Raw genomic sequence first — 22084 nt, forward strand, 5'->3', positions numbered from 1 at the left:
GTGCCGTTCTGCCGTGAAGTACGAGAGGTAGGGGTGCCTGGGGTCGGTCTGTGCCGGAATCCTCGTGAGCGTAGCGTGACTGGACTGTCGCGGTGTGCGAAGAGATGGACGGAGCCCATGCGCAGATACGTTCCGCCAGGCGTCCTCACGGGGGTCCGGGGAAATCCGCGCGACCGTCCGGAGGCGTCAACTGGGGGAATTCCCAAGGGGGTCCGCGTTCCCCCGGACGGCCGAACCGGACGGGTCAGCACTGACGCCGGTCCATCCTGACGGAGAGCACCGCCTGGCGTGTCAACTTCCAGCCGTCGCCGTGACGTTCGACGTAGCCCAGTGCGCGCAGCTCGTACAGTCTCGCGACGGCCTCGTCCTCGACGGTCTGCGCGCCGCGCGCGATCTCGTCGACGGCGGCGGCCCGGCGGGCGGGCAGCGCGGCCAGGACCCGGCGGGCGCCGGGGGCCAGCAGGTCGCGCGGGAGGACGGGCCCGCGCCGCTCGGGGGCCAGCTCGCCCATGTCCCCGACGAGTTCGACCACTTCTGCGGCGTCGTTCACGAGCACCGCCTCGCCGCGCAGAAGCTCGTGCACGCCGGCGGAGAGGGCGCTGGTGGCCGGGCCCGGCACCCCCATCGTGTGCCGGCCGAGGCGCTGCGCCGCCCGCGCGGTGACGAGGGAGCCGCTGCGGTGGGCCGCCTCCACGACGACGGTTCCCCTGGTCAGAGCGGCGATGACCCGGTTGCGCAGGATGAACCGGCTCGGCGTCGGGTGGTCGCCCGGCGGCAACTCGCCGACGACCAGGCCCTGGTCCGCGATCCGGTTGATCAGTTGAGTGTGGCCGCGCGGGTAGGGCCGGTCGACTCCGCAGGCGAGGACGGCGACGGTGGCGCCTCCGGCGCCGAGTGCTCCGCGGTGGGCGGCGCCGTCGACGCCGTAGGCTCCGCCGGAGACGACGACCCAGCCGCGCTCGGCGAGTCCGGCGGACAGGGTGGCGGCCATGTGGGCGCCGTACTCGGTGCAGGCCCGTGCTCCCACCACGGCGACCGACCGCAGTGTCCACATCCGCAGGCTGGGCCTGCCCCGGATCCACAGTCCGAGCGGCCGGGCGTCGCCGAGGTCGTCCAATGTTCCCGGCCACTCCACGTCGCCCGGGACGACGAACCGCACCCCCGCCGCCGCGGCGACCGCCAGATCCCGCTCCGGCTCGGCCCGCTCGGCCCGGGCACGCAGCCCGGCCCAGCGGTTCTCACTCAACCCGGGCGGCGCGGCCCCGCCGCCCCGCAGTCTGCGCACGACCTCCGTGGCCCCCGCCTCCCGCACCCACCGCCCTCCCACCTCGTCCCCCGGCTCGATCACCCGTCCGAGGAAGATCCGCGCCCACCGCTCGCCGCCCGGTCCGCCGCCGCTCACAGCAGGGCTCCGATGGCCATGGGCACCCCGCGGGGCACTCCGGTGCGCAGGTGCAGCGCCAGGGCGACGTCCGTGGCGTCGGGCCGGTCGTGTCCGACCAGGTCGGCGATGGTCCAGGCGACGCGCAGCACCCGGTCGAGCCCCCGGACGGTGAGCACGCCCCGCTCCAGGCTCCGCTCGGCCTCGTCCATGGCGCCGCCTGCCGCGTGCCACCGGCTGCGCAGTTCCCGTCCCGGGACCTCGCTGTTGGTACGCCACGGGGTGCCGGCCAGCCGTCGCGCGGCCCGCTCGCGGGCGGCCAGCACCCGGGCGGCCACGGTCGCCGTGGACTCCCCTCCGGCGCCCCGGTGGGCGAGTTCGGACCGGCTGACCGGTTCCACCTCCACGCGCAGGTCCACCCGGTCGAGCAGGGGCCCGGACAGCCGCGCCTGATAGCGACGGATCGCGGAGGGCGGGCACTCGCAGAGGGTGTCGCGCTGCGAGAAGCGGCCGCACGGGCAGGGATTGGCCGCCAGGGCCATCAGGAAGCGGGCGGGGAAGCGCACCACCCCGGCGCTGCGGGCGATCACCACGTGGCCCGCCTCCAGCGGCTGCCGGAGCGCGTCCAGGGTCTGTCCGCTGAACTCGGGCGCCTCGTCCAGGAAGAGCACCCCGCGGTGAGCCAGGGACACGGCCCCCGGCCGGGCGACGCCCGGGCCGCCGCCGACGAGCGCCTGCATGGTGGCCGAGTGGTGCGGGGCGCAGTAGGGCGCAGCGCCGATCAGCGGTTTGCCCGGCGGCAGCAGGCCGGCCACCGAGTGCACCGCCGTGACTTCCAGCGAGTCCTCCCTGGTCAGTGGGGGCAGCACGGTCGGCAGGCGTTCCGCGAGCATGGTCTTGCCGGCGCCGGGCGGGCCTTCCAGGAAGAGGTGGTGGCCGCCCGCCGCGGACACCTCGACCGCTGTCCGCGCCGGGATCTGGCCCACGACGTCCGCCAGGTCGTGTCCCGGGTCCTGGTGGGCGGCGCGGGCGCTGTGCAGCCCGGTGGCCGCGCCGGTGCCGGGGACTCGCAGGCCGGTCAGCAGCGGGTCGGGGCGGCCGTTGTCGTCGGGCTCCTCCTCGGGTACGGGTTCGTCGGCGAGCACCGCGATCAGCTGGCGCAGACTGCGCACGCCGAGCACGGACACCCCCGGTACGAGCGAGGCCTCGGCGGCGGCGCACTCGGGGACGACGACCTGTTCGTACCCGGCGTCGGCCGCGGCCAGCACCGCGGGCAGGATGCCCCGCACCGGGCGCACCCGGCCGTCGAGGCCCAGCTCACCGATCATCACGATGTCGGCGAGCACCCGCGGGTCGATCCGCTCGGCGGCGCCCAGCACGGCGCAGGCCACGGCGAGGTCGAACCCCGAGCCGGCCTTGGGCACGGAGGCGGGGCTGAGTCCGACGGTGAGCTTCTTCTGCGGCCACTCGCCGCCCGAGTTGACCACGGCGGCCCGGACCCGGTCCCGGCTCTCCGTCAGGCTCTTGTCGGGGAGGCCGACGAGGGTGAAGGCGGCGACGCCGGGTTCGAGGTCGGCCTGGACCTCGACGACGACGCCCTCGACGCCGACCAGCGTGACCGAGCAGGTACGCGCGAAGCCCATGTCAGGCCACCCCCCGCGCATGTTCGACGAGCGGGGCGCCCCGCTCGGGCAGGACGACGCCGACGAGGTCGATGCGGACGCCGCCCGGTGGCGCTCCTCCGTGGGTGTGCAGCCATTTCTCGGCGAGGCTCCGCAACCGCCGGGCCTTCTCGGGCGTGACCGCGGCCATCGGATGCTCGTATCCGCCGCCCCGGCGGGTCTTCACCTCGCAGATGACCAGCACGTCGCCGTCCCGGGCGACGATGTCGATCTCCCCGTCGCGGCCACAGCGCCAGTTGCGCTGCAGCACGCTCATCCCGGCGTCGGCCAGCCGCCGCGCGGCCAGTTCCTCGCCATACCTGCCGAGTGCCCTGCGGGCCAGGTCCGTGTGCATGTCGGCACCACCTCCGGCACCGACGATCACCCGGATCCGGCCCGGGAGTGGATCTTGGTGGACAAGTCGGTGGGTGTGGAAAACTCCGTCACCCGTCCGAGTGTCTACCGCCCGCCACTCACCCGCCCGGCAGCTCCAGGTCGCTCTTGTTCAGCTCTTCGATGTTCACGTCCTTGAACGTGAGGACCCGCACCTGCTTCACGAACCGAGCCGGTCGGTACATGTCCCAGACCCACGCGTCCGCCATGGACACCTCGAAGAACACCTCACCCTGGACCGAGTGGACCTGCATCTCGTAGTCATTGGTGAGATAGAAGCGCCGCTCGGTCTCGATCACGTACTTGAACAGACCGACGACATCGCGGTACTCCCGATAGAGCTTCAGCTCCATCTCGGTCTCGTACTTCTCGAGGTCCTCGGCGCTCATGGCATGTTCCCCTTCAGCCGTGCGATCCCCCCATTGTGCGCCAGTCCTGGGCGCCCCTAGACGATTTCCGTGTCCAGGGTCACGGGCCTGGCCGGGGGACCGTCGTCGAGCAGGCCGCGCAACAGCTCGGCGAGTCTGGTCGGATACACCGTCTCATGCGACCCGGTCAGTTCCGCACAGGTCCACCACCTCGCCCCCGCCACGCTGCGCCGCTCCAGTTCGGTGAGCGCCGCGGCGCGGGTCGCCGTCGTCGTGGTACGGGCCAGGTAGTACCACTCGTCCTGGTCCCAGCGGCGGCCCGCGAACGGGAACGAGCAGCGGCGCCGCCACAGCACCGGGCCCAGTTCGACCTCGGTGATACCCGTCTCCTCCGCGAGTTCCCTCAGTGCGGCCTCTTCACGACTCTCCGTGCCCTCCAGGCCGCCGCCGGGGGTGAACCACCAGTCGTCGGTCGGATCGTCCGGTTCGTGGCCGTGCAGCAGCAGGATGCGGTCCTCGGGGTCCAGCAGCACCACCCGGGCCACCTTGCGCAACCCGTCACCGAGCCCGTCAGGCCCTACGTCACCGCGCTCCACGTGTGCGGTCTCAGCATCCCCGGGCTCCGCGGACACCGTCTCAGCGTCGCCGCGCTCCGCGTACACGGTCTCAGCCGCGACGGGCTCCACCGGGGCAGTCACTGCCCCTTCCGGCGGGACCCGCCGTCCTCTTTCGCCGGCCGCCCCGTCCAGCGGCGCCCGTCGCTCCCCGTTCCAGGCCGGCTCGTCCGTCCGCGTCGCACCGGCCGCTCCGGGCCCCTCCGCCGGCTCAGCGCGCACCGGCAGGCTCCGTCCGTCCGCGCCGGGACAGCAGCTTGGCGACCGGGCCGTACGCGCCGCCGCCCAGCACCAGCACGGCGCCGGCGACGATCAGCGCGACGATGGTGCGCAGGGGGCCGGGCGAGGACAGCGCGCCGAGTGCCTCGAACCCGGTCGGCCGCTTGAGCATGCCGTCCATGGGCCAGACCACGGCGTCCACCCGGGCGGTGACCGCGCCGCGCGCGACCGTGCCGCTGGCCGCGTCGGTGATGTGCGCGGTGGAGTCCAGGGAGCCGGCACGCTCGTCGCCGAGGAGGAAGAGCCGGCCCTCGGGGACGGTGACGGTCGGAAAACCGGTGAGCTCGGCCCGGCTGCCCGGGGTCAGATAAGGTTCGTCGATCTTCTTGCCGTTGACGGTCAGCTTGCCGTCGGTGCAGCAGGCGACCGTGTCCCCACCGACGGCGACGACCCGCTTGACGACCGGCGCGTTGGAGACCCAGTTCTCGTCGGTGAAGACGACGACGTCGCCGCGGCGGACCTCGTCACCGTCCACCCGCTCGGCGAGGACCCGCTCCCCCGCCTTGATGGTGGGGGTCATGGAGTTGGTGGGCACGGTGTACGGCCGGTAGACCAGGGCCGCCCATGCGAACCCGCCGAGGAACAGCACCAGGCCCAGTGCCACCGCCAGCCCGGACAGCCGTTGTCCGGTCCGGCTGCCCACCAGGTCGTTGCCGCCGCCGCGCGGAGCCGTCCGTGTCCCGCTCTGACCACCCATGGGTCCGCACCCTACCCGGCAGTACCGAACGGGGGCAGCCCCCGTCCCGGCGCCTCGGTCACAAGCTTGGGGAAGGGTTTACCCGGGGGGCCGTCGGCTCAGCGTGTCTCGGCCGGCGCCGGGCGCCTGCGCCGCCACAGGACCAGCGGTACCGCACCGAGGAGTGCCAGGCTCTGCGGCGCCACGGTCAGCGCGGCGGACGGCGCGGCCGAGGTACCGAAGTTCTGGTCGAAGGTGTCCGGCACCGGGAGCGTGCCCCAGCGGTTGATCGGCCAGGCCTTCACGATGGCGCGCCCGACGACCTCGTCGACGGGGACCATGCCGTGGTGCCGGTCGGCCTGGTTGTAGCGGGAGTCCCGGGAGTTCTGGCGGTGGTCGCCCATGACCCAGATGTAGCCCTCGGGGATGGTCACCTTGAACTGGCCGCCGGTGTCGTCGACCGTGCAGGGGGTGTTGCCCGGGTAGACGTAAGACTCCTCGTCGAGGGGCTTGCCGTTGACCTTCACCGGGCCGGTGCCCTTGCACTCGACGGTGTCGCCGCCGACGCCGATGACCCGTTTGATCAGGTCCTTCTCCTCCGCCGACGGCATCAGGCCGATCCAGCTGAGGGCGGTCTGGAAGGCGTTCGGCGTCGGCGGTTCCTCACCGGCAAGCCAGTTGTCCGGGTCGTGGAAGACGACGACCTCGCCCCGCTCTGGCTCGGAGCCGAACCACGGGGTCAGCTTGTCGACGAGGACGCGGTCGCCCTCCAGCAGCGTGTCGTTCATCGAGGCCGACGGGATCGAGAACGCCTGCACCAGGAATGTCTTGATCAGGAGCGCCAGGACCAGCGCGATGCCGATCAGGATCGGCAGCTCCTTCCAGAAGGAGCGCGGCTTCTTCGCCTGGGGCGCCGAGTCCCCGGGGCCCTGTCCGCCGGGTCCGGCCGAGGCGCCCGCCGTGGGCTCGTCCTCGGGGGCCCCGGGCTCACTCCCGGAGGTCACTGTGTCGTCCGCGGCCGGATCGGCCGCTTCCACGGGGTGTCCGCGGTGCTCCTCGCCGTCGTGTCCGGATCGTGCGCCAACCGCCACATCCCCCACGCCAACTCCTAACTCTGTGCCGCTGCCTGCCCCGGATGCGACGCAGGCCCACCACTCCCATAACGAGCGGGAGTTCCGCAGGGGTCGGGAGGTGGATCGTTCCGTTCGGGTCGTGGTCAACCCTAAGCGACCGCCCGGGGGTGGTCGGGGCAGCGACGGCGGCCGAGTCGGCCACGGCGGAAAAGGTTTGCGGTTCCTTGAGACTGTTCCAGTGGCCCATGGGCCACGCGATGACCATGGCACGGCCCACCACCTGGTCGAGGGAGACCGTGCCGCCGTCCTCGTCCTGGTGGCTGCGGGAGTCCGCGGAGTTGTCCCGGTGGTCGCCCATGACCCACAGCCGTCCCTCGGGGACGGTGATGTCGAAGGGGGTCTCGGAGGGAGCGCTGCCCGGGTAGAGGTAATCCCCCTCGTTCAGGGGAACGCCGTTGACGGTGATTCGCCCTTGCGTGTCACAGCACTTGACATGGTCGCCCCCCACGCCGACGACCCGCTTGATGAGATCCTTCTCGTCGTCGGACGGCAGCAGGCCGATGAAGGTCAGGGCCTGCTTGACCTGCTTGATGACGACCGGGTCGTCCTTCTTCGCGGTGGTCTGCTCGTCCTTGAGCCAGCCGCCGGGGTCCTTGAACACGACGACGTCCCCACGCTCGGGCTCGGAGCCGAACCACGGGGTGAACTTGTCGACCAGGACCCGGTCGCCGATCTGGATGGTCTGCTCCATGGAGCCCGACGGGATCACGAAGGCCTGGACGAGGAAGGTCTTCAGGACCAGCGCTATGAGAACCGCGACGCCGACCAGGAGCGGAATCTCCCTGATGGCGGAGCGCCTGCGCTTGCGCTTCACCTTGCGCTGCAGTTTGCGCCGCTCCGCGCGGGTGCGTCCGCTCGACGGGGCGGCGGCGCGCCGCGTGCCGGTGGGCAGGAGGTTGTCCGCGGGGCTGCCGGCGCCTCCTCGGGGCTTGCCGCGGCTACCCATGCGCACCGCCGGCGACGGGCACGCGCGCGTAGGCGCTCGGCCGGTGGAGTCGGGTGAGGTGGCCGAACGGCCAGACGATCCAGTCGACGCGCCCGATCACGTCGTCCACGGGGACCATGCCGCCGCCGGGCGAGCCGAGGTGGTCGCGGGAGTCCCTGGACGCGCCGCGGTGGTCCCCGAGGAGGAACAGGGTGCCCTCGGGCACGGCCACGTCGAAGGGCACGCCGGACGGGCTGTCACCCGGGTACAGGAAGGTCGACTCGTCGACCGACCGGCCGTTCACCTGGATCCTCCCCTCCTGGTCGCAGCAGACCACGTGGTCTCCCCCGACCCCCACGACGCGTTTGACGTAGTCACCGTCACCGAAATACCCCGTGCCGTCGAACACGACGACATCGCCGCGTCGTGGCTCGGCACCGAAACGGTACGCCAACTTGTTTACGAGAACGCGGTCGCCGATCCTCAATGCGTTCTCCATGGACCCGCTGGGGATCTGGAAGGGCTGCACCACGAAGGTGGCCAGGAGCAGCAGGAAGACCAGGCAGCTCAGCAGGGTGAGGCTGATCCGGCCGCCGGGGATGAGATCCGCGATCCGCGCCGCCAACGACGAGCGCGACCGCTCCTCCGTACCCTCACCAGGGCGGGAGGAGCGGTCGCGCTCGCTCGGCTGTGCTTCGGTGTCCATCGAGGCCAGATGCTATCCGGCCCGCCTGTGACGCCGGGGAGGCGCTCAGTTCTCGCGCTTCTCCTTGATCTTCGCGGCCTTGCCGCGCAGCTCGCGCAGGTAGTACAGCTTGGCGCGACGGACGTCACCCTTGGTGACGAGCTCGATCTTCTCGACGATCGGGGTGTGCACCGGGAAGGTGCGCTCGACGCCGACGGAGAACGAGACCTTGCGGACCGTGAAGGTCTCGCGGACACCGGCGCCCTGGCGACGGATCACCACGCCCTTGAACTGCTGCACACGAGAGCGGTTGCCCTCGATGACGCGGACGTGGACGTTGACGGTGTCACCCGGGCGGAAGGCCGGGATGTCGCTGCGCAGCGACGCGGAGTCGACGGAGTCGAGCAGGTGAGACATTTCGTCTGCTTTCTTCGCCGATGCCACAGGTCATCAGCGGTAGCTAGGTGTGTGCACGAAGCAGTGTGCGGTCGGGGCGGGCGTCGTGTCCCCCTGTGGCAGGGGCGCACGCCGGACGGCGCACAGCAGCGGCCTATTCTTCCACGCCGTCGACCCTGCGCCAAAATCGGCCCTGGGCTTCGCCTGCGGGGTCCGGTGCCCAGCCGAGGATGGAGAGCATCTCGCGGTCCTTCTTGTCGAAGGCCTTGGGGTCGCAGCGCTCGATGAGGTCGGGACGGTGGCTGGTGGTGCGTCGCAGCGCCTCGTCGCGGCGCCAGCGGGCGATCCTGCCGTGGTGGCCGCTGAGCAGCACCTCGGGGATCTCCCGGCCGCGCCACTGGGGCGGTTTGGTGTAGACGGGGCCTTCCAGGAGGTTGGCCATGGCGCCGGGCGCGAAGGAGTCGTCGCGGTGGGACTCGGCGTTGCCGAGGACGCCGGGCAGCAGCCGGGCCACGGCCTCGGTGATCACCAGGACGGCCGCCTCGCCGCCGGCCAGGACGTAGTCCCCGATGGACACCTCGTAGACGGGCATGCGGGTGGCGTACTCGTCGATGACGCGCCGGTCGATGCCCTCGTAGCGGGCGGGGGTGAAGACCAGCCAGTCCCGCCCGGACAGCTCGACGGCGAGTTCCTGGGTGAAGGGGCGGCCGCTGGGCGTGGGGACGATCAGGGCCGGACCGTGGGAGCCGGTCTCGTAGCCGTCGGCGAGAACCGAGTCGAGGGCGTCGCCCCAGGGCCCGGTCATCATCACCATGCCGGGGCCGCCGCCGTACGGCGTGTCGTCGACGGTGTTGTGCCGGTCGTGGGTCCAGGAGCGCAGGTCGTGCACGTGGACGTCGAGCTGTCCACGCGCGCGTGCCTTGCCGACCAGGGAGACGTTCAGCGGCTCCAGGTACTCCGGGAAGATGGTGACGACGTCGAGCCGCATCAGGACTCCTCGTCCCGGGAGGAGGCGATCTCCGCGCGGTCGTCGATCAGCCCGGGCGGCGGCGAGACGACCGCCTTCTGCTCGGCCAGGTCGATCTCTGTGACGATCTGCTCGACGAAGGGGATCATGACCTCGCTGCCGTCGGGCCGTTCGACGATGAACAGGTCCTGGGAGGGCAGGTGGGAGATCTCGGTGATCCGGCCGATCTCGGTGCCGTCCTCGGTGACGACGTCCAGGTCGATCAGCTGGTGGTCGTAGTACTCGTCCTCCTCCTCGGGCAGCTCGTCCGGGTCGACCTCGGCGATCAGGAGAGTGTTGCGCAGCGCCTCGGCGGCGGTGCGGCCGGCGACGCCTTCGAACCGCAGCAGGAGGCGGCCGCTGTGGACCCGCCCGGCGGCGATGGTGAGCGGCCCCACGGCGGCGGGGTCGGTGGCGAGGACGGCGCCGGGCGCCAGCCGGAGTTCCGGCTCGTCGGTGCGGACCTCCACGGTGACCTCGCCCTTGATGCCGTGGGCACGGCCGATCCGGGCGACTACGAGCTGCACGAGTCCCAATCTCCTGTCATACGACTACGGGCCGGGGAGGCCCAACGGCCCTCCCCGGCCCGAGCCGGCGCTGTTGCTGTTTGAAGCGTCAGCGAACGTGGTCCACGTCGACGAGGTCGACCCGGACACCGCGTCCGCCGATGGCGCCCACGACGGTGCGCAGAGCGCGTGCGGTGCGGCCGTTACGGCCGATCACCTTGCCGAGGTCGTCGGGGTGGACCCGGACCTCCAGCACACGCCCGCGACGCAGGTTGCGCGAGGCGACCTGCACATCGTCAGGGTTGTCGACGATGCCCTTCACGAGGTGCTCAAGCGCCTCTTCGAGCATGCTCAGGCCTCGGTCGACTCGGACGCAGCCGCGGCCTCGTCCTTCTTCTCAGCCTTCTTCTTCTGGGTGATCGCCTCACCCTTGCCCTCGTCGTCGCCGCCCAGGGCCTCGAACGACGGGCGCGCCTTCTTGGGCTCGGCGGTCAGCAGCGGCGCCGGGGCGGGCTCGCCCTTGAACTTCTGCCAGTCGCCGGTCTTCTTCAGGATGGCGAGCACGGGCTCGGTCGGCTGGGCGCCGACGGAGAGCCAGTACGCCACGCGGTCGGCGTCGACCTCCATGACGGACGGGTTGTACGTCGGGTGGTACTTGCCGATCTCCTCGATCGCACGGCCGTCACGGCGGGTGCGGGAGTCGGCGACGACGATGCGGTAGTGAGGCGAACGGATCTTGCCCAGACGCTTCAGCTTGATCTTGACTGCCACGGGAGTGGGTTCTCCTGGATTTGACGTGGTTGGGCACGGCGAGATTGCCGCGTGGGGTTGCGGTACCCGAGTGCCCGACGGACGCGTCAGCCGGAGGAGAGAGGGGTCCTGTGCGGCTGTCGAGTACAGCTAGCCATTGTGCCATACCCCGCGGACCGCTTCCGGCCGAGGGTCCGCGGAACGGCCCTGCGAGGACAGGGGAAGGGCCGCGGACGGCCGGTGAGGGACCGAAGGACGGGAGAGGGCCGGAAGGCCGCGTCGGGCACGACTGAGGGGGGTGCCGCGCCGTGGGGAGGCGACGGCACCCCGGGTCGTCCGGCCGCACCGGCAGCCACGAGATGCCGGTACATCCGACGCGCGTCTAGGCCGCGCCGACCACCTCGGGGATGCGGAACGGCTTGCCGCACCCGCCGCACACGATCGGCGCCTGGGCGAGCACCGACGGGACGACCCGTACGTTGCGTCCGCAGTCGCAGACCGCCTTGACCCGTACGCCGCCACCGGAGGAGCCGTGGCGGGCGGCCGGGCCCCGGAAGGAGCGCGTGGTGTCGGCGGAGGTGGCCGCCATGTGGGCCTTCAGGGCCCGCTGGAGGCGCTCGATGGTCGGCCGGTAGCGCCGCTTGGCCTCGGGACTGAGCGTGACCAGGGAGAAGCCGCTGCTGGGGTGCGGCTCCTCGGGGTGGTCCAAGCCCAGTTCCTCGGCGATGGCGAGAAATCTGCGGTTGTGGTATCGGCCGGCACGGGAGGTGTCACGCACGCCGCGCGCGGCGGCGATGCCATGGACCGCCTCATGGAGCAGTCGCTCGAAGGAGAGCTCGTGACCGCACGCGGACGACGACTCCCCGATCAGGGATTCGGGCGCGGCAAGGTCCGGCAGTTCGGGGTGGTGCCGCTGAATGTCGGCCCACGCCTGTGCCAGCTCTGCGGCGAGAACAGGTGGTGTCTGTGTCGTGCTCACGTAATGACAACGAGCGGGGGTGCCGCTGTGTTCCTATTCCGGGGCATCCCAAATAATTTGCACGTACCCGTCAGTTGCCACTGATGCCCCCCGACGAGGGCGGGTGCGCTGATCTGCGGAGAAGCCACGCAGCTCATCCCAAGCTGGTGCGTAGACACCCGTACGTACCGGCGCGTACGCAGTCTCCTCGCGCCGGGGTGCGAAGGCGTGGGTGGGGCGCAAGGGGAGTTCCGGCCGCTCTCACGCCCCACCCCACGCCTCGTTCAGCGCGCGCCACGCCCGCGACGTTACCCGGTGCGTCCTCGTCCCGGGCACCGACCCGTCCTCCGTGGCCGGAACAATGCCTGGTCCTCCGGCCGGCCGCCCCGGGACGACGGGTGTCCGCGCCATGGCGCGATGGTACGGGCCCGCATTGCCGGAACGTGAATTCCCGCCACGCGCGCCCCCCGCCCGCAAACCGGGCTCCACAACCTCTGGACGCGGTCGCGGGCGGGGAGTTACCTGACATACGGGGGGAGTGCGAGCGCACTGCACGGGGGCCAGGACAGACGGGCACGGTGGAGAACTCTCTCGAACTCTCGGCGGATTGGGGCGCTTATCCATGACACCTACGCTCGTGCGGCAGCACCGGACCCACACGGGAGCGCATCCCCGCGTGGACCGCGATGCACGCGCGCGTGACTGGTCAGAGATCCAGGAGCGCATGCTCGTCCCGCTCTACGAGGCCGTCTACGAACGGCTGGAAGTGGGCCCCGGCACCCGGCTGCTGGGCCTGGGCTGCGGTTCCGGACTCGCGCTGCTGATGGCGGCCGCCCGGGGCGCCACCCTCACCGGCGTCGAAACCACCCACCCGGAGCGGCTCGCCCTCGCCCGGCAGCGACTGCAGGCCGAACCGCCGGGCCCGCACGCGCGCGTGGACGCGCGCCTCCTCGACGGTCCGCCCCAGGACGCCGTCGGCCCGCGCACACCCCCGTACGACCTCGTCACCGCCTTCGACCCCGTCGGCTGCGCCGGCGGGGACCCCGAGCGGCTCGCGGGCCTCCTGAGCGCCGCCCTCCCGCTCGCCGAGCACGGCACGGCCGTCGTCCTCACCGGGTGGGGGCCGCCCGAACGGTGCGCCACTTCGGCCGTGCTGCGGGTGGCCGTCGAGCTGGCCGATCCCCTGCCGGGCGGCACCGGCTCCCGGCACACCAGCCGGCGCGACGACCTGGAGGACATCGCCCGTCGGGCCGGCCTGCGGCCCGACGGCTCCGGCCGGGTCGCCTGCCCCTTCGGCTACGCCGACACGGACAGCGCGGTCCGCGGGCTGCTCTCCACCGGCCTCTTCGACGCGGCCGTCGCCGCCACCGACCCGGCCCAGGTCGACAAGGAACTCACCGAGGCGCTCCACCCCCACCGCCGACCCGACGGCACGGTGTGGATGCCGAACGTCTTCCGCTACCTCATCGCACGCGTGCCCTGACCGGCGACGCGCCCGGCACGCGTCGAGGGCGCCCCTCGGAGAAGGGCGCCCTCGACGGTGTGTACGCGGCTCCCCCGGACGGGAGCCTTCGGCCCGGTCAGCCCATGAACTTCTTGAACTCGTCCGGCAGCTCGAACTCCTGCCCGCCCTGCTGCGGCACCCCGAAGGCGCCCCCGCCCTGAGCGGCGGCCGCGCGCCGGGCGGCCTCCTCCTGCTCCTGCTGCCTGCGCTTCATCGGGTTGCCGGAACGCTGCTTGCCCTTGGCCTTCTTCGGCTGCTTCTTGCTGCGGCCCGGGCCACCGCCCATGCCCGGCATCCCCGGCATGCCGGGCATTCCGCCGCCCTGGGCCATGCGGGACATCATCTTGCGGGCCTCGAAGAACCGCTCGACCAGGTTCTTCACCGCGCTGACCTCGACGCCGGAACCGCGTGCGATACGCGCCCGCCGCGAGCCGTTGATGATCGTCGGGTCCTGGCGCTCCCCCGGCGTCATCGACTTGATGATCGCGGCGGTGCGGTCCACGTCCCGCTCGTCGAGGTTGTTGATCTGGTCCTTGATCTGCCCCATGCCGGGCAGCATCCCGAGGAGCTTCGAGATGGAGCCCATCTTCCTGACCTGCTCCATCTGGGCCAGGAAGTCGTCCAGGGTGAAGTCCTGGCCCTTCTTCGACGCCAGCTTGGAGGCCATCTTGGCGGCCTCTTCCTGGCTGAACGTCTTCTCCGCCTGCTCGATCAGGGTGAGCAGGTCACCCATGTCGAGGATGCGCGAGGCCATCCGGTCGGGGTGGAACGCGTCGAAGTCGTCCAGCTGCTCGCCGTTCGACGCGAACATGATCGGCTCGCCGGTGATCTGCCGGATCGACAGCGCCGCACCACCGCGGGCGTCACCGTCGAGCTTGGACAGCACCACACCGTCGAAGCCGACGCCGTCCCGGAACGCCTCGGCGGTGTTCACGGCGTCCTGGCCGATCATGGCGTCGACGACGAAGAGGATCTCGTCGGGGCTGACCGCGTCGCGGATGTCGGCGGCCTGCTGCATCATCTCGGCGTCGATGCCGAGCCGGCCCGCGGTGTCCACGATCACGATGTCGTGGACCTTGGCCTTCGCGTGGTCGATGGAGTCCTTGGCGACCTGGACCGGGTCACCGACGCCGTTGCCCGGCTGCGGCGCGTACACGGCGACACCGGCGCGCTCGGCGACCACGCTGAGCTGGTTCACGGCGTTCGGGCGCTGCAGGTCACAGGCGACCAGCAGCGGTGAGTGCCCCTGCTCCTTCAGCCACCGGCCCAGCTTGCCCGCGAGGGTGGTCTTACCGGCGCCCTGCAGACCGGCCAGCATGATGACGGTCGGCGGCTGCTTGGCGAAGCGGAGGCGGCGGGTCTCGCCGCCGAGGATCGTGACGAGTTCGTCGTTCACGATCTTCAGTACCTGCTGCGCCGGATTCAGGGCCTTGGAGACCTCGGCCCCGAGCGCGCGCTCCTTGACGTTCTTGATGAACGTGCGGACCACGGGCAGGGCCACGTCCGCTTCGAGGAGCGCGATGCGGATCTCGCGCGCGGTGGCGTCGATGTCCGCCTCGGAGAGCCGTCCTTTGCCGCGCAGGTTCTTGAAAGTCGCTGAGAGGCGATCGGAAAGAGTATCGAACACGGCGCTCGCGGTCCTCGGGGTCGGGGTCGGCTTCGGGAATCGCCCTCCAGGGTATCCCGGAGCGACAGAACCGGGTCACGGTCGTGTCCAACACCTCGCCGACCCGGCCCGTCGCCCCGGTTCACCCGCGCAGCGTCGTCTCCAGCTTCCCCGCCACCGCGGCCGCCTCCTCGCTCGGCAGGGGGGCACCGCCGGCTCCCGTGACGTAGAAGGCGTCGACGGCGTTCGCGCCCAGCGTGCTCACGTGCGCACTCCGCATCCGCACCCCCGCGTCCTCCAGCGCCCGTCCGATGCGGAACAGCAGCCCGGGCGCGTCCTGGGCACGGACCTCGATGACCGTGGCGTGGCGCGAGGCAGCCGGGGCGACGGTCACACGGGCCGGGGGCGCGGTCCAGCCGCGGCGCCGGGGGTAGGCGGCGTCGCGTTCGGCGAGCCGGCCGGCGATGTCCAGGGAGCCGTCCAGCGCGCGCACGAGATCCGCGCGCAGGCGCGCGGCCTGGGGCAGGGAGCCGTACTCCGCCGCCACCCGCCAGTCCAGCAGCAGCACCGAGCCCTCGACGCCGTCGGGCAGCGCCAGGGCGCGCAGCTCGGCCGTGCGGACCGTCAGGCGGTGCATGGCCAGGACTCCCGCCACCGCCGGCAGCACCCCGGGCTGGTCGGGTACAGCGATCAGCAGCTCGACGCCGAGCGGCTCCGGTTCCCCGGTCGCCTCCTCCCCCGGCGGCTCGGTCTGGGCCCGCAGCGCGAGTACCGGCCCGCCGGTGGCGACCGCCTCCAGGGCGAGCCGTTCCTGTTCGGCGGTGGGCGCCGCGGCCTCCGGCTCCTGCGGCGCGTCCCCGGCGAGGACGGCGGCGACCCGCTTGACGAGGTCGGTCACCAGGGAGCCGCGCCAGGAGGACCAGGCCGCGGGGCCGGTGGCCAGCGCGTCGGCCTCGGTGAGGGCGTGCAGCAGTTCCAGGGTGCTCTGCGTGCCGACCGCATCGGCGACCAGCCGCACGGTCGCCGGGTCCTCCAGGTCCCGCCGGGTCGCCGTCTCGATCAGCAGGAGGTGGTGGCGTACGAGCGTCGACAGGACGGCGACGTCGGCGCGGTCGAAGCCGATGCGCGCGGCGACGTCCTTGACGATGATCTCGCCGGCGACGGAGTGGTCGCCCGGCCAGCCTTTGCCGATGTCGTGCAGGAGGGCGGCGACCAGGAGCAGGTCGGGCCGGCTGACCCGGCGGGTGAACTCGGAGGCGCGCACGGCGGTCTCGATGAGGTGGCGGTCGACGGTCCAGACGTGGACGGCGTTGCGCTGCGGGCGGCAGCGGACCCGCTCCCAGTCGGGCAGGAGGCGGGTGACCAGGCCCTCCGCCTCCAGCGCCTCCCAGACCTCGACCGTGGGGCGGCCGGAGCCCAGCAGGGTGACGAGTTGTTCGCGGGCCTCGGCGGGCCAGGGGGCGGGCAGGGGGCGCACGGTGGCCGCCATGCGCCGTACGGCGTGCAGGGAGAGCGGGAGGCCGGCCTGCGCGGCGGCGGCCGCGGCGCGCAGGGGGAGCACGGGGTCGCGTTCGGGGCGCGCGGCACGGGCGAGCACAACCTCGCCGTCCTGCTCCACGACGCCCTCGGCCAGTGGAGAGCGCTCGGCGGTCGGTTTCCCGCCGCCCAGCATGGCGCGCAGCCGGGGCCGCACGGCGCGCGATCTCAGCACGCGCCCCACCTCGCGCCAGGTGACGTCACTGGCGTACGAGATGACCCGCGCGGCCTCGTAGACCTGCCGGAGCAGGGTGTCGGCGTCGAGCAGGCCCAGCTCGGCGGCGACCTGGTCCTGTTCCTGCAGGGCGAGCCGGTCGGTGGCGCGCCCGGTCGCGAGGTGCAGGGCGTCGCGGACGTCGAGCAGCCGGCGCCGGGCGTCGTCGAGGCCTTCGCGGGGGGCGTCGGCGAGCCAGGAGGCGGCGACGGCGCGCAGGGCGGTGGCGTCGCGCAGTCCGCCCCGGGCCTCCTTCAGGTCCGGTTCCAGCAGGTACTGCAGCTCACCCTGGCGTTCGGCGCGTTCGGCGCAGAGCTCCTGGAGCTCGGGCAGGCGCCTGGGGGCCTGGTTGCGCCAGTCGGCGAGGACGGCGGTGCGCAGTCCGGCGGTCAGGCCCAGATCGCCGGCGAGGTGGCGGGCGTCGAGCAGGCCGAGCTGGACCTTGAGGTCCTCCCCGGCGGTCCTGCGGGCCTCGGCGGGGGTGCGCACGGAGTGGTCGAGGGCGAGGCCGAGGTCCCAGACCGGGTACCAGAGGCGGTCGGCGAGGGCGGCGACGGCCTTGGGGTCGCCGCCGTCGTGCAGCAGGAGGAGGTCGAGATCGCTGCGGGGGGACAGTTCGCCGCGGCCGTAGCCGCCGACGGCGACCAGGGAGACGCCGCGCTGGTCCGTCGCGGCCGCGGCGAACAGGCCGCCGAGCCAGTCGTCGGTCAGTGCGGACAGGGCCGAACGGCGCGGCGGCCCGGACCGCGCCCCCTCGGTGAGGAGGCGCAGCCGGGCCGCCGCGTAGCCGCTGGGTCCCGAGTCATCTGCTTCGTTTCGCACGTCCGTACTCGTCACCCAGCGACTCCTGTTCGTTTCTGCGGTCAGAGCGCGTCCGGGCCGCGCTCGCCGGTGCGGACCCGTACGGCCGTCTCGACCGGGAGGGACCAGACCTTGCCGTCACCGATCTTGCCGGTGCGGGCGGCCTTGACGATGACGTCGATCAGCTGCTCGGCGTCGTCGTCCTCGGCCAGCACCTCGATGCGGATCTTGGGGACGAGGTCGACGGTGTACTCGGCACCGCGGTAGACCTCGGTGTGTCCCCTCTGACGACCGTAACCGCTGGCCTCGGTGACCGTCAGGCCGTGGACGCCGAAGGCCTGCAGGGCCTCCTTGATCTCGTCCAGGCGGTGGGGCTTGACGACGGCGGTGATGAGCTTCATGCGTCCACCTTCTTGCTCGCGGCGGCGGTGCCGGCGGGGGCGGGGGCGGCGGAGGCGATGTGGGAGCCGGCGGCGCCGCTGAAGTCGTATGCGGTCTCGGCGTGGGCCGTCTGGTCGAGGCCGGTGACCTCGTCGTCCTCGGAGGCCCGGAAGCCGATCGTCTTCTGGATGACGAGGGCGAGGACGTAGGTGACGACGAAGGTGTAGCCCATGACGGAGAAGGCGCCGATGGCCTGGGAGACGAACTGCTTGCCGCCGCCGACACCGCCGATGGCGAGGAAGCCGACCATCAGGGTGCCGATGACACCGCCGACCAGGTGGACGCCGACGACGTCGAGGGAGTCGTCGTAGCCGAGCTTGTACTTGAGGCTGACGGCCCAGGAGCACAGGACGCCGGCGACGACACCGATGAGCAGGGCGCCGAAGACGTTGACGCTGCCGCCGGAGGGGGTGATCGCGACCAGGCCGGCGACGGCACCGGAGCAGGCGCCCAGGGTGGTGAACGCGCCGTGGCGGATGCGCTCGTAGGCGAGCCAGCCGAGCATGGCGGCGCCCGTGGCGACCTGGGTGTTGATGGCCATGGTGGCGGTGATGCCGTCGACGCCGAGTTCCGAGCCGGCGTTGAAGCCGAACCAGCCGAACCACAGCAGGGCGGTGCCGAGCAGGACCAGCGGGAGGCTGTGCGGTCGCATCGGGTCCTTCTTGAAGCCGATGCGCTTGCCGACGACGAGGACGGCGGCGAGTCCGGCGATGCCGGCGTTGATGTGGACGGCGGTACCACCCGCGAAGTCGATCACGGCGGGGTCGAGCTGGGCGAGCCAGCCGCCGCCCCAGACCCAGTGCGCGACGGGGAAGTAGACCACGGTGACCCAGACGCCGATGAAGACCATCCAGGCGCCGAACTTGATGCGGTCGGCGAGGGCGCCGCTGATCAGGGCCGCCGTGATGACGGCGAAGAGCATCTGGAAGAGCGAGAAGGCGAAGGTGGAGATCTGGTGCGCCTTGCCGTTCGCGTCGGTGACGAAGCTGTCCACCACGCTGTCGGCGTTGACGCCCTTCAGCCCGATCATGTCCAGGTTGCCGATGAAGCCGCCGGTGTCACCGCTGAAGGCGAGCGAGTGCCCGTACAGCACCCACAGCACGCTGACGATGCCGAGGGAGATGAAGGACATCATCAGCATGTTGAGGACGCTCTTGGAGCGCACCATGCCGCCGTAGAAAAGGGCCAGCCCAGGCGTCATCACCATGACGAGCGCTGCACTGATCAATACGAATCCGGTATCTGTGCCGTTCAATGCCGGTATCTCCTCGTCGTGAGTACGGCCCCGTGCGGGCGAAGCCTGAGCGGAGTGAGGGGGTGGGCCGGTTATGCGCCAAGAGATTGACGCAGCGCGGTTTCGGTGGAAGCCCCTGGTTGTTTCGCACGGGTGACGAAGGCGCCCGGTGTGTTACGCGTCGGTGAAGTGGGAGATGCCGGGCCGCGGGATCGTTATCGTGGCGCAACCTTCCCGCGCATTCGGGAAGTGGCCCGGTCGCGGGCAGGGAAAACCGGCCGCGGCGGCCTTCCGATGACCTGGCATGGGGGGAGCCGAGTCGGGCAGTTCGGGAGGGCCGGCCGCGGCCGGTGTATGGGGGGGCGCCGCGGCTCAGACCGCTTCGGCGGTCTCGGGCAGCTCGACGGCGAGGGTGTCGGTGAGGTCGACGATCTCGGCGAGGGCGCCGAAGTCGCGGACCGCGGTGTCGACGGTCTTGCGGATACGGGTGTTCACCCGCTCGGAGCGGACCTTCTTGGCGGCATGCATGGCCTGGGTGGCGTACTGGGCGCCCTGTTCGGGGTCGCGGCGCAGCAGGTGGACGGTGGCCATGCCGATGAGGTTGAGGGCGTAGGAGCGCTGGTAGTCGCCGCCTTCCGCGGCGAAGAGCTGCACGGCCTTCTGCATGAGGGGTTCGGCGAGGGAGGCGTAGGTGGGGCTGCGGCCCGCCACGTAGGCGAGGTCGCGGTAGGAGTGGGAGTTCTCGCCGTACAGCTCGGCCTCGTTGAAGAAGCGGATCCAGTCGGGCTCGGGCTCGTCCCAGTCGTCGGCGTCGGCGAAGGTGTCCTCGGCCATCCGCACGGCCCGCTTGCAGCGTCCGGGCTGACCCATGTTGGCGTAGGCGCGGGCCTCCATCGCATACAGCATGGACTGGGTGCGGGGGCTGGCGCAGTCGCGGCTGCCGTACTGGGCGAGGTGGATGAGTTCCAGGGCGTCCTCGGGCCGGCCGAGGTGGATCATCTGACGGCTCATGTTGGACAGGACGTACGAGCCGAGCGGCCGGTCGCCGGCCTCCTTGGCGGCGTGCAGGGCGAGGACGAAGTACTTCTGCGCGGTGGGCTGCAGCCCGATGTCGTACGACATCCAGCCGGCCAGTTCGGCCAGTTCGGCGGCCACCTTGAAGAGCTTCTTCGCGGTGGCCTCGGGGTGGGGTTCCTGGAGGAGGTCGGTGACCTCGTGCAGCTGGCCGACGACCGCCTTGCGGCGCAGGCCGCCGCCGCACTGGGCGTCCCACTGCCGGAACATCACGGTGGTGGATTCCAGCAGGTCCAGTTCGGGCTTGGAGAGGCGGCCGCGCGCCCGGCTGTTCGGCAGTGGCCGGTCGGGGTCCTGGCGGGGGGCGGGCGGGCTGGGGACCAGCCAGCGCTGCATCGGTTCGATGAGGGTCGGGCCCGCGGACAGCGCCAGCGAGCTCCCGAGGAAGCCGCGCCGCGCCAGCATCAGGTCGCTGCGCGAGAACTCGCTGAGCAGGGCCACTGTCTGCGGGCCCGTCCAGGGCAGGTCGACGCCGGTCGCGGAGGGTGCCTGCCGCGCGGTGCGCAGACCGAGGTCCTCGACGGAGACCACACAGCCGAACCGCTCGGAGAACAGTTCGGACAGGATCCGCGGAATGGGTTCGCGGGGGTTCTCGCCGTCCAGCCAGCGGCGGACTCGCGAGGTGTCGGTGGAGATGTGGTTGGCGCCCAGCTGGCGGGCGCGGCGGTTGACCTGGCGGGCCAGTTCGCCCTTGGACCAGCCGCTGCGTACGAACCACGACGTGAGGAGTTCGTTGGGGCGCTTGTCCGCGCTCGCAGCGTTCGTCCCGCCACCGTCGTTGCCGCTCACTGGAACGCCCCCATCCCTGAGACCGCCCGGCGCCGTGCCGGGCCTTTGAGTGGGCCAACCCTTATCAGAATGCCGGTGGGCGCTGCCGTTCGTCCGCCGGTTCTCACCCTTCGAACGGGGTGTCGACTTGCCTCCGGCATACCCACACGTGCATGTGCCTTGCGGCTTCGTGCACCCAAAGTAGTCCTACGATCACGGGCTCAGCCATGTGGATCCCGGAAACGCCACCATTCGCCACCCCTTCGAATGAACTGACGATGGCCGATACGCGATTCACTTGACACAGACCGGCCGGGAGTGAGCGGAGCGAAGCACCCAGGGGCGCACATCGCCCGGCACACCACCCTGCACGCTCCAAGGCGCTGGTCATACGGGGGTGCCTCGGGAGGCATGAGTACAGGCATAAGTACAGAGCGTCACGTTCCGCGTCCGCTACGTAACCACCGGTGCGTCGGACCCGTTGGAGGGGGCATGGGCTTCACGATCGGCGGCATTCGCGAGATCCGCTCCGGCGCGCGCAGGCGCGGCCGTCCGTCCGAGTGCACGGCCGTCGCGGAGTGCACCGCGCTGTGGGGCTGGGAGGTGGTGCCCGGCGCCCGTGCCTCGGGCGGCGCGTGTTCCTGCGGTCGCCGCGACTGCCGTGCGCCGGGCGCGCACCCGCTGGACTTCGCGCCGCAGTTGCCGGCCGGCGCCACGCTGGACGAGGTGACCAAGGTCTGGGGTGGGTTTCCGGGGGCGTCGGCGATGCTGCCCGTGGGGCGCGCCTTCGACGTGATCGAGGTCGCCGAGCCGGCCGGCCGGCGGGCGCTGGCCCGGCTGGAGCGGATGGGGCTGCCGACGGGTCCGGTCGCGGTGACGCCCGAGGGGCGGGCCCAGTTCTTCGTCGCACCGGGTGCCGCGGCCGAGCTGCCCGCGCTGCTCTACCGCATGGGCTGGGACGATCCGGCCGCACTCGACCTGCGCGGTCTCGGGCCGGGTACGTTCGTCACCGCGCCGCCCTCCGACCGGGCCGGCCTCGGCCCGGTGCGCTGGCTGCGGGAGCCGGAGCTGGACACCGCGGCCCGGCCACCGGCGGCCCGGCTGCTGCTGGGCACGCTGGCGTACGTGGCGCACCGGTCGCGGGCCTGACGGGCGGTCGGCCCTTCCGAAGCCCC

The 22084-nt window shown here is 71.9% G+C and carries 22 protein-coding genes; 2 read left to right on the forward strand and 20 right to left on the reverse strand.

What is annotated here, in order from left to right:
* Positions 1 to 244 precede the first annotated feature (244 nt).
* From dprA to ACSLTV_RS20365, 15 genes are all read right to left on the reverse strand, one after another.
* Positions 245 to 1402: a DNA-processing protein DprA gene (gene dprA, locus ACSLTV_RS20295; protein WP_435612609.1), complete on the reverse strand. Its 1158-nt coding sequence runs from the start codon at positions 1400 to 1402 to the stop codon at positions 245 to 247.
* On the reverse strand, positions 1399 to 3024 hold the full coding sequence (locus ACSLTV_RS20300; RefSeq protein WP_435612610.1) for a YifB family Mg chelatase-like AAA ATPase: 1626 nt from the start codon (positions 3022 to 3024) through the stop codon (positions 1399 to 1401). Before ACSLTV_RS20300 ends, dprA begins: the two co-directional genes overlap by 4 nt.
* Before the next feature lies 1 nt (position 3025).
* Positions 3026 to 3427: a YraN family protein gene (locus ACSLTV_RS20305; protein WP_432138889.1), complete on the reverse strand. Its 402-nt coding sequence runs from the start codon at positions 3425 to 3427 to the stop codon at positions 3026 to 3028.
* A gap of 88 nt (positions 3428 to 3515) precedes the next feature.
* Positions 3516 to 3824 (reverse strand): DUF2469 domain-containing protein, encoded by a 309-nt coding sequence (locus ACSLTV_RS20310; protein WP_003965949.1) that lies wholly within the window; start codon positions 3822 to 3824, stop codon positions 3516 to 3518.
* Positions 3825 to 3880: 56 nt separating this feature from the next.
* A complete protein-coding gene (locus ACSLTV_RS20315) occupies positions 3881 to 4399 on the reverse strand; it encodes an NUDIX hydrolase (protein WP_432138942.1) in 519 nt (172 codons plus the stop codon).
* Positions 4400 to 4628: 229 nt separating this feature from the next.
* On the reverse strand, positions 4629 to 5393 hold the full coding sequence (gene lepB / locus ACSLTV_RS20320; RefSeq protein ID WP_432138890.1) for a signal peptidase I: 765 nt from the start codon (positions 5391 to 5393) through the stop codon (positions 4629 to 4631).
* 98 nt (positions 5394 to 5491) lie between these two features.
* Positions 5492 to 6472 carry a signal peptidase I gene (gene lepB, locus ACSLTV_RS20325; protein WP_432138891.1) on the reverse strand — a complete coding sequence of 327 codons (981 nt, stop codon included), beginning with the start codon at positions 6470 to 6472 and terminating at the stop codon, positions 5492 to 5494.
* Positions 6360 to 7451: a signal peptidase I gene (gene lepB, locus ACSLTV_RS20330; RefSeq protein WP_432138892.1), complete on the reverse strand. Its 1092-nt coding sequence runs from the start codon at positions 7449 to 7451 to the stop codon at positions 6360 to 6362. Before lepB (ACSLTV_RS20330) ends, lepB (ACSLTV_RS20325) begins: the two co-directional genes overlap by 113 nt.
* The gene (gene lepB, locus ACSLTV_RS20335; RefSeq protein ID WP_432138893.1) at positions 7444 to 8136 is read right to left on the reverse strand and encodes a signal peptidase I; all 693 of its coding nucleotides are present in this window, start codon (positions 8134 to 8136) and stop codon (positions 7444 to 7446) included. The genes lepB (ACSLTV_RS20330) and lepB (ACSLTV_RS20335) overlap by 8 nt, the downstream gene beginning before the upstream one ends.
* Before the next feature lie 45 nt (positions 8137 to 8181).
* Entirely contained in the window at positions 8182 to 8532 is a 351-nt protein-coding gene (rplS, locus tag ACSLTV_RS20340) for a 50S ribosomal protein L19 (RefSeq protein ID WP_037886451.1), read from the reverse strand.
* A gap of 133 nt (positions 8533 to 8665) precedes the next feature.
* The gene (trmD, locus tag ACSLTV_RS20345; RefSeq protein WP_432138894.1) at positions 8666 to 9499 is read right to left on the reverse strand and encodes a tRNA (guanosine(37)-N1)-methyltransferase TrmD; all 834 of its coding nucleotides are present in this window, start codon (positions 9497 to 9499) and stop codon (positions 8666 to 8668) included.
* On the reverse strand, positions 9499 to 10044 hold the full coding sequence (rimM, locus tag ACSLTV_RS20350) for a ribosome maturation factor RimM (RefSeq protein WP_432138895.1): 546 nt from the start codon (positions 10042 to 10044) through the stop codon (positions 9499 to 9501). The genes trmD and rimM overlap by 1 nt, the downstream gene beginning before the upstream one ends.
* Positions 10045 to 10132: 88 nt before the next feature.
* Positions 10133 to 10372: an RNA-binding protein gene (locus ACSLTV_RS20355; protein ID WP_003973401.1), complete on the reverse strand. Its 240-nt coding sequence runs from the start codon at positions 10370 to 10372 to the stop codon at positions 10133 to 10135.
* 2 nt (positions 10373 to 10374) lie between these two features.
* Positions 10375 to 10794 carry a 30S ribosomal protein S16 gene (gene rpsP, locus ACSLTV_RS20360; protein ID WP_432138896.1) on the reverse strand — a complete coding sequence of 140 codons (420 nt, stop codon included), beginning with the start codon at positions 10792 to 10794 and terminating at the stop codon, positions 10375 to 10377.
* 361 nt (positions 10795 to 11155) lie between these two features.
* Complete coding sequence (locus ACSLTV_RS20365; protein WP_432138897.1) at positions 11156 to 11752, reverse strand: hypothetical protein; 597 nt, start codon at positions 11750 to 11752, stop codon at positions 11156 to 11158.
* A 601-nt stretch (positions 11753 to 12353) separates the two neighbouring features.
* On the opposite strand from ACSLTV_RS20365, the gene ACSLTV_RS20370 reads away from it, so the two are divergent.
* On the forward strand, positions 12354 to 13214 hold the full coding sequence (locus tag ACSLTV_RS20370; RefSeq protein ID WP_435612611.1) for an SAM-dependent methyltransferase: 861 nt from the start codon (positions 12354 to 12356) through the stop codon (positions 13212 to 13214).
* 97 nt (positions 13215 to 13311) lie between these two features.
* Here the strand turns inward: ACSLTV_RS20370 and ffh are convergent, their stop codons facing one another.
* From ffh to nsdA, 5 genes are all read right to left on the reverse strand, one after another.
* Positions 13312 to 14862, reverse strand: coding sequence for a signal recognition particle protein (gene ffh / locus ACSLTV_RS20375; RefSeq protein ID WP_435612612.1), 1551 nt, complete (start codon positions 14860 to 14862; stop codon positions 13312 to 13314).
* Positions 14863 to 14983: 121 nt separating this feature from the next.
* Positions 14984 to 17428, reverse strand: coding sequence for a [protein-PII] uridylyltransferase (locus ACSLTV_RS20380; RefSeq protein ID WP_435612613.1), 2445 nt, complete (start codon positions 17426 to 17428; stop codon positions 14984 to 14986).
* A gap of 26 nt (positions 17429 to 17454) precedes the next feature.
* Complete coding sequence (locus tag ACSLTV_RS20385) at positions 17455 to 17793, reverse strand: P-II family nitrogen regulator (protein WP_003997576.1); 339 nt, start codon at positions 17791 to 17793, stop codon at positions 17455 to 17457.
* A complete protein-coding gene (locus ACSLTV_RS20390) occupies positions 17790 to 19088 on the reverse strand; it encodes an ammonium transporter (protein WP_432138901.1) in 1299 nt (432 codons plus the stop codon). Before ACSLTV_RS20390 ends, ACSLTV_RS20385 begins: the two co-directional genes overlap by 4 nt.
* Positions 19089 to 19439: 351 nt before the next feature.
* The gene (nsdA, locus tag ACSLTV_RS20395) at positions 19440 to 20930 is read right to left on the reverse strand and encodes a transcriptional repressor NsdA (protein ID WP_432138902.1); all 1491 of its coding nucleotides are present in this window, start codon (positions 20928 to 20930) and stop codon (positions 19440 to 19442) included.
* A 471-nt stretch (positions 20931 to 21401) separates the two neighbouring features.
* On the opposite strand from nsdA, the gene ACSLTV_RS20400 reads away from it, so the two are divergent.
* A complete protein-coding gene (locus ACSLTV_RS20400; protein WP_435612614.1) occupies positions 21402 to 22058 on the forward strand; it encodes a bifunctional DNA primase/polymerase in 657 nt (218 codons plus the stop codon).
* The last annotated feature ends 26 nt before the right edge of the window (positions 22059 to 22084 follow it).

The organism is Streptomyces sp. bgisy159 (assembly GCF_965341775.1).
GTDB lineage: Bacteria > Actinomycetota > Actinomycetes > Streptomycetales > Streptomycetaceae > Streptomyces.

Bases quoted from the DNA above. Each gene is read 5' to 3' on its own strand.
- ACSLTV_RS20300 (WP_435612610.1), bottom strand. From the start codon at position 3,024: ATGGGCTTCGCGCGTACCTGCTCGGTCACGCTGGTCGGCGTCGAGGGC.
- ACSLTV_RS20310 (WP_003965949.1), bottom strand. From the start codon at position 3,824: ATGAGCGCCGAGGACCTCGAGAAGTACGAGACCGAGATGGAGCTGAAG.
- lepB (WP_432138890.1), bottom strand. From the start codon at position 5,393: ATGGGTGGTCAGAGCGGGACACGGACGGCTCCGCGCGGCGGCGGCAAC.
- lepB (WP_432138892.1), bottom strand. From the start codon at position 7,451: ATGGGTAGCCGCGGCAAGCCCCGAGGAGGCGCCGGCAGCCCCGCGGAC.
- lepB (WP_432138893.1), bottom strand. From the start codon at position 8,136: ATGGACACCGAAGCACAGCCGAGCGAGCGCGACCGCTCCTCCCGCCCT.
- rplS (WP_037886451.1), bottom strand. From the start codon at position 8,532: ATGTCTCACCTGCTCGACTCCGTCGACTCCGCGTCGCTGCGCAGCGAC.
- trmD (WP_432138894.1), bottom strand. From the start codon at position 9,499: ATGCGGCTCGACGTCGTCACCATCTTCCCGGAGTACCTGGAGCCGCTG.
- ACSLTV_RS20355 (WP_003973401.1), bottom strand. From the start codon at position 10,372: ATGCTCGAAGAGGCGCTTGAGCACCTCGTGAAGGGCATCGTCGACAAC.
- ACSLTV_RS20370 (WP_435612611.1), top strand. From the start codon at position 12,354: ATGACACCTACGCTCGTGCGGCAGCACCGGACCCACACGGGAGCGCAT.
- ACSLTV_RS20385 (WP_003997576.1), bottom strand. From the start codon at position 17,793: ATGAAGCTCATCACCGCCGTCGTCAAGCCCCACCGCCTGGACGAGATC.
- ACSLTV_RS20400 (WP_435612614.1), top strand. From the start codon at position 21,402: ATGGGCTTCACGATCGGCGGCATTCGCGAGATCCGCTCCGGCGCGCGC.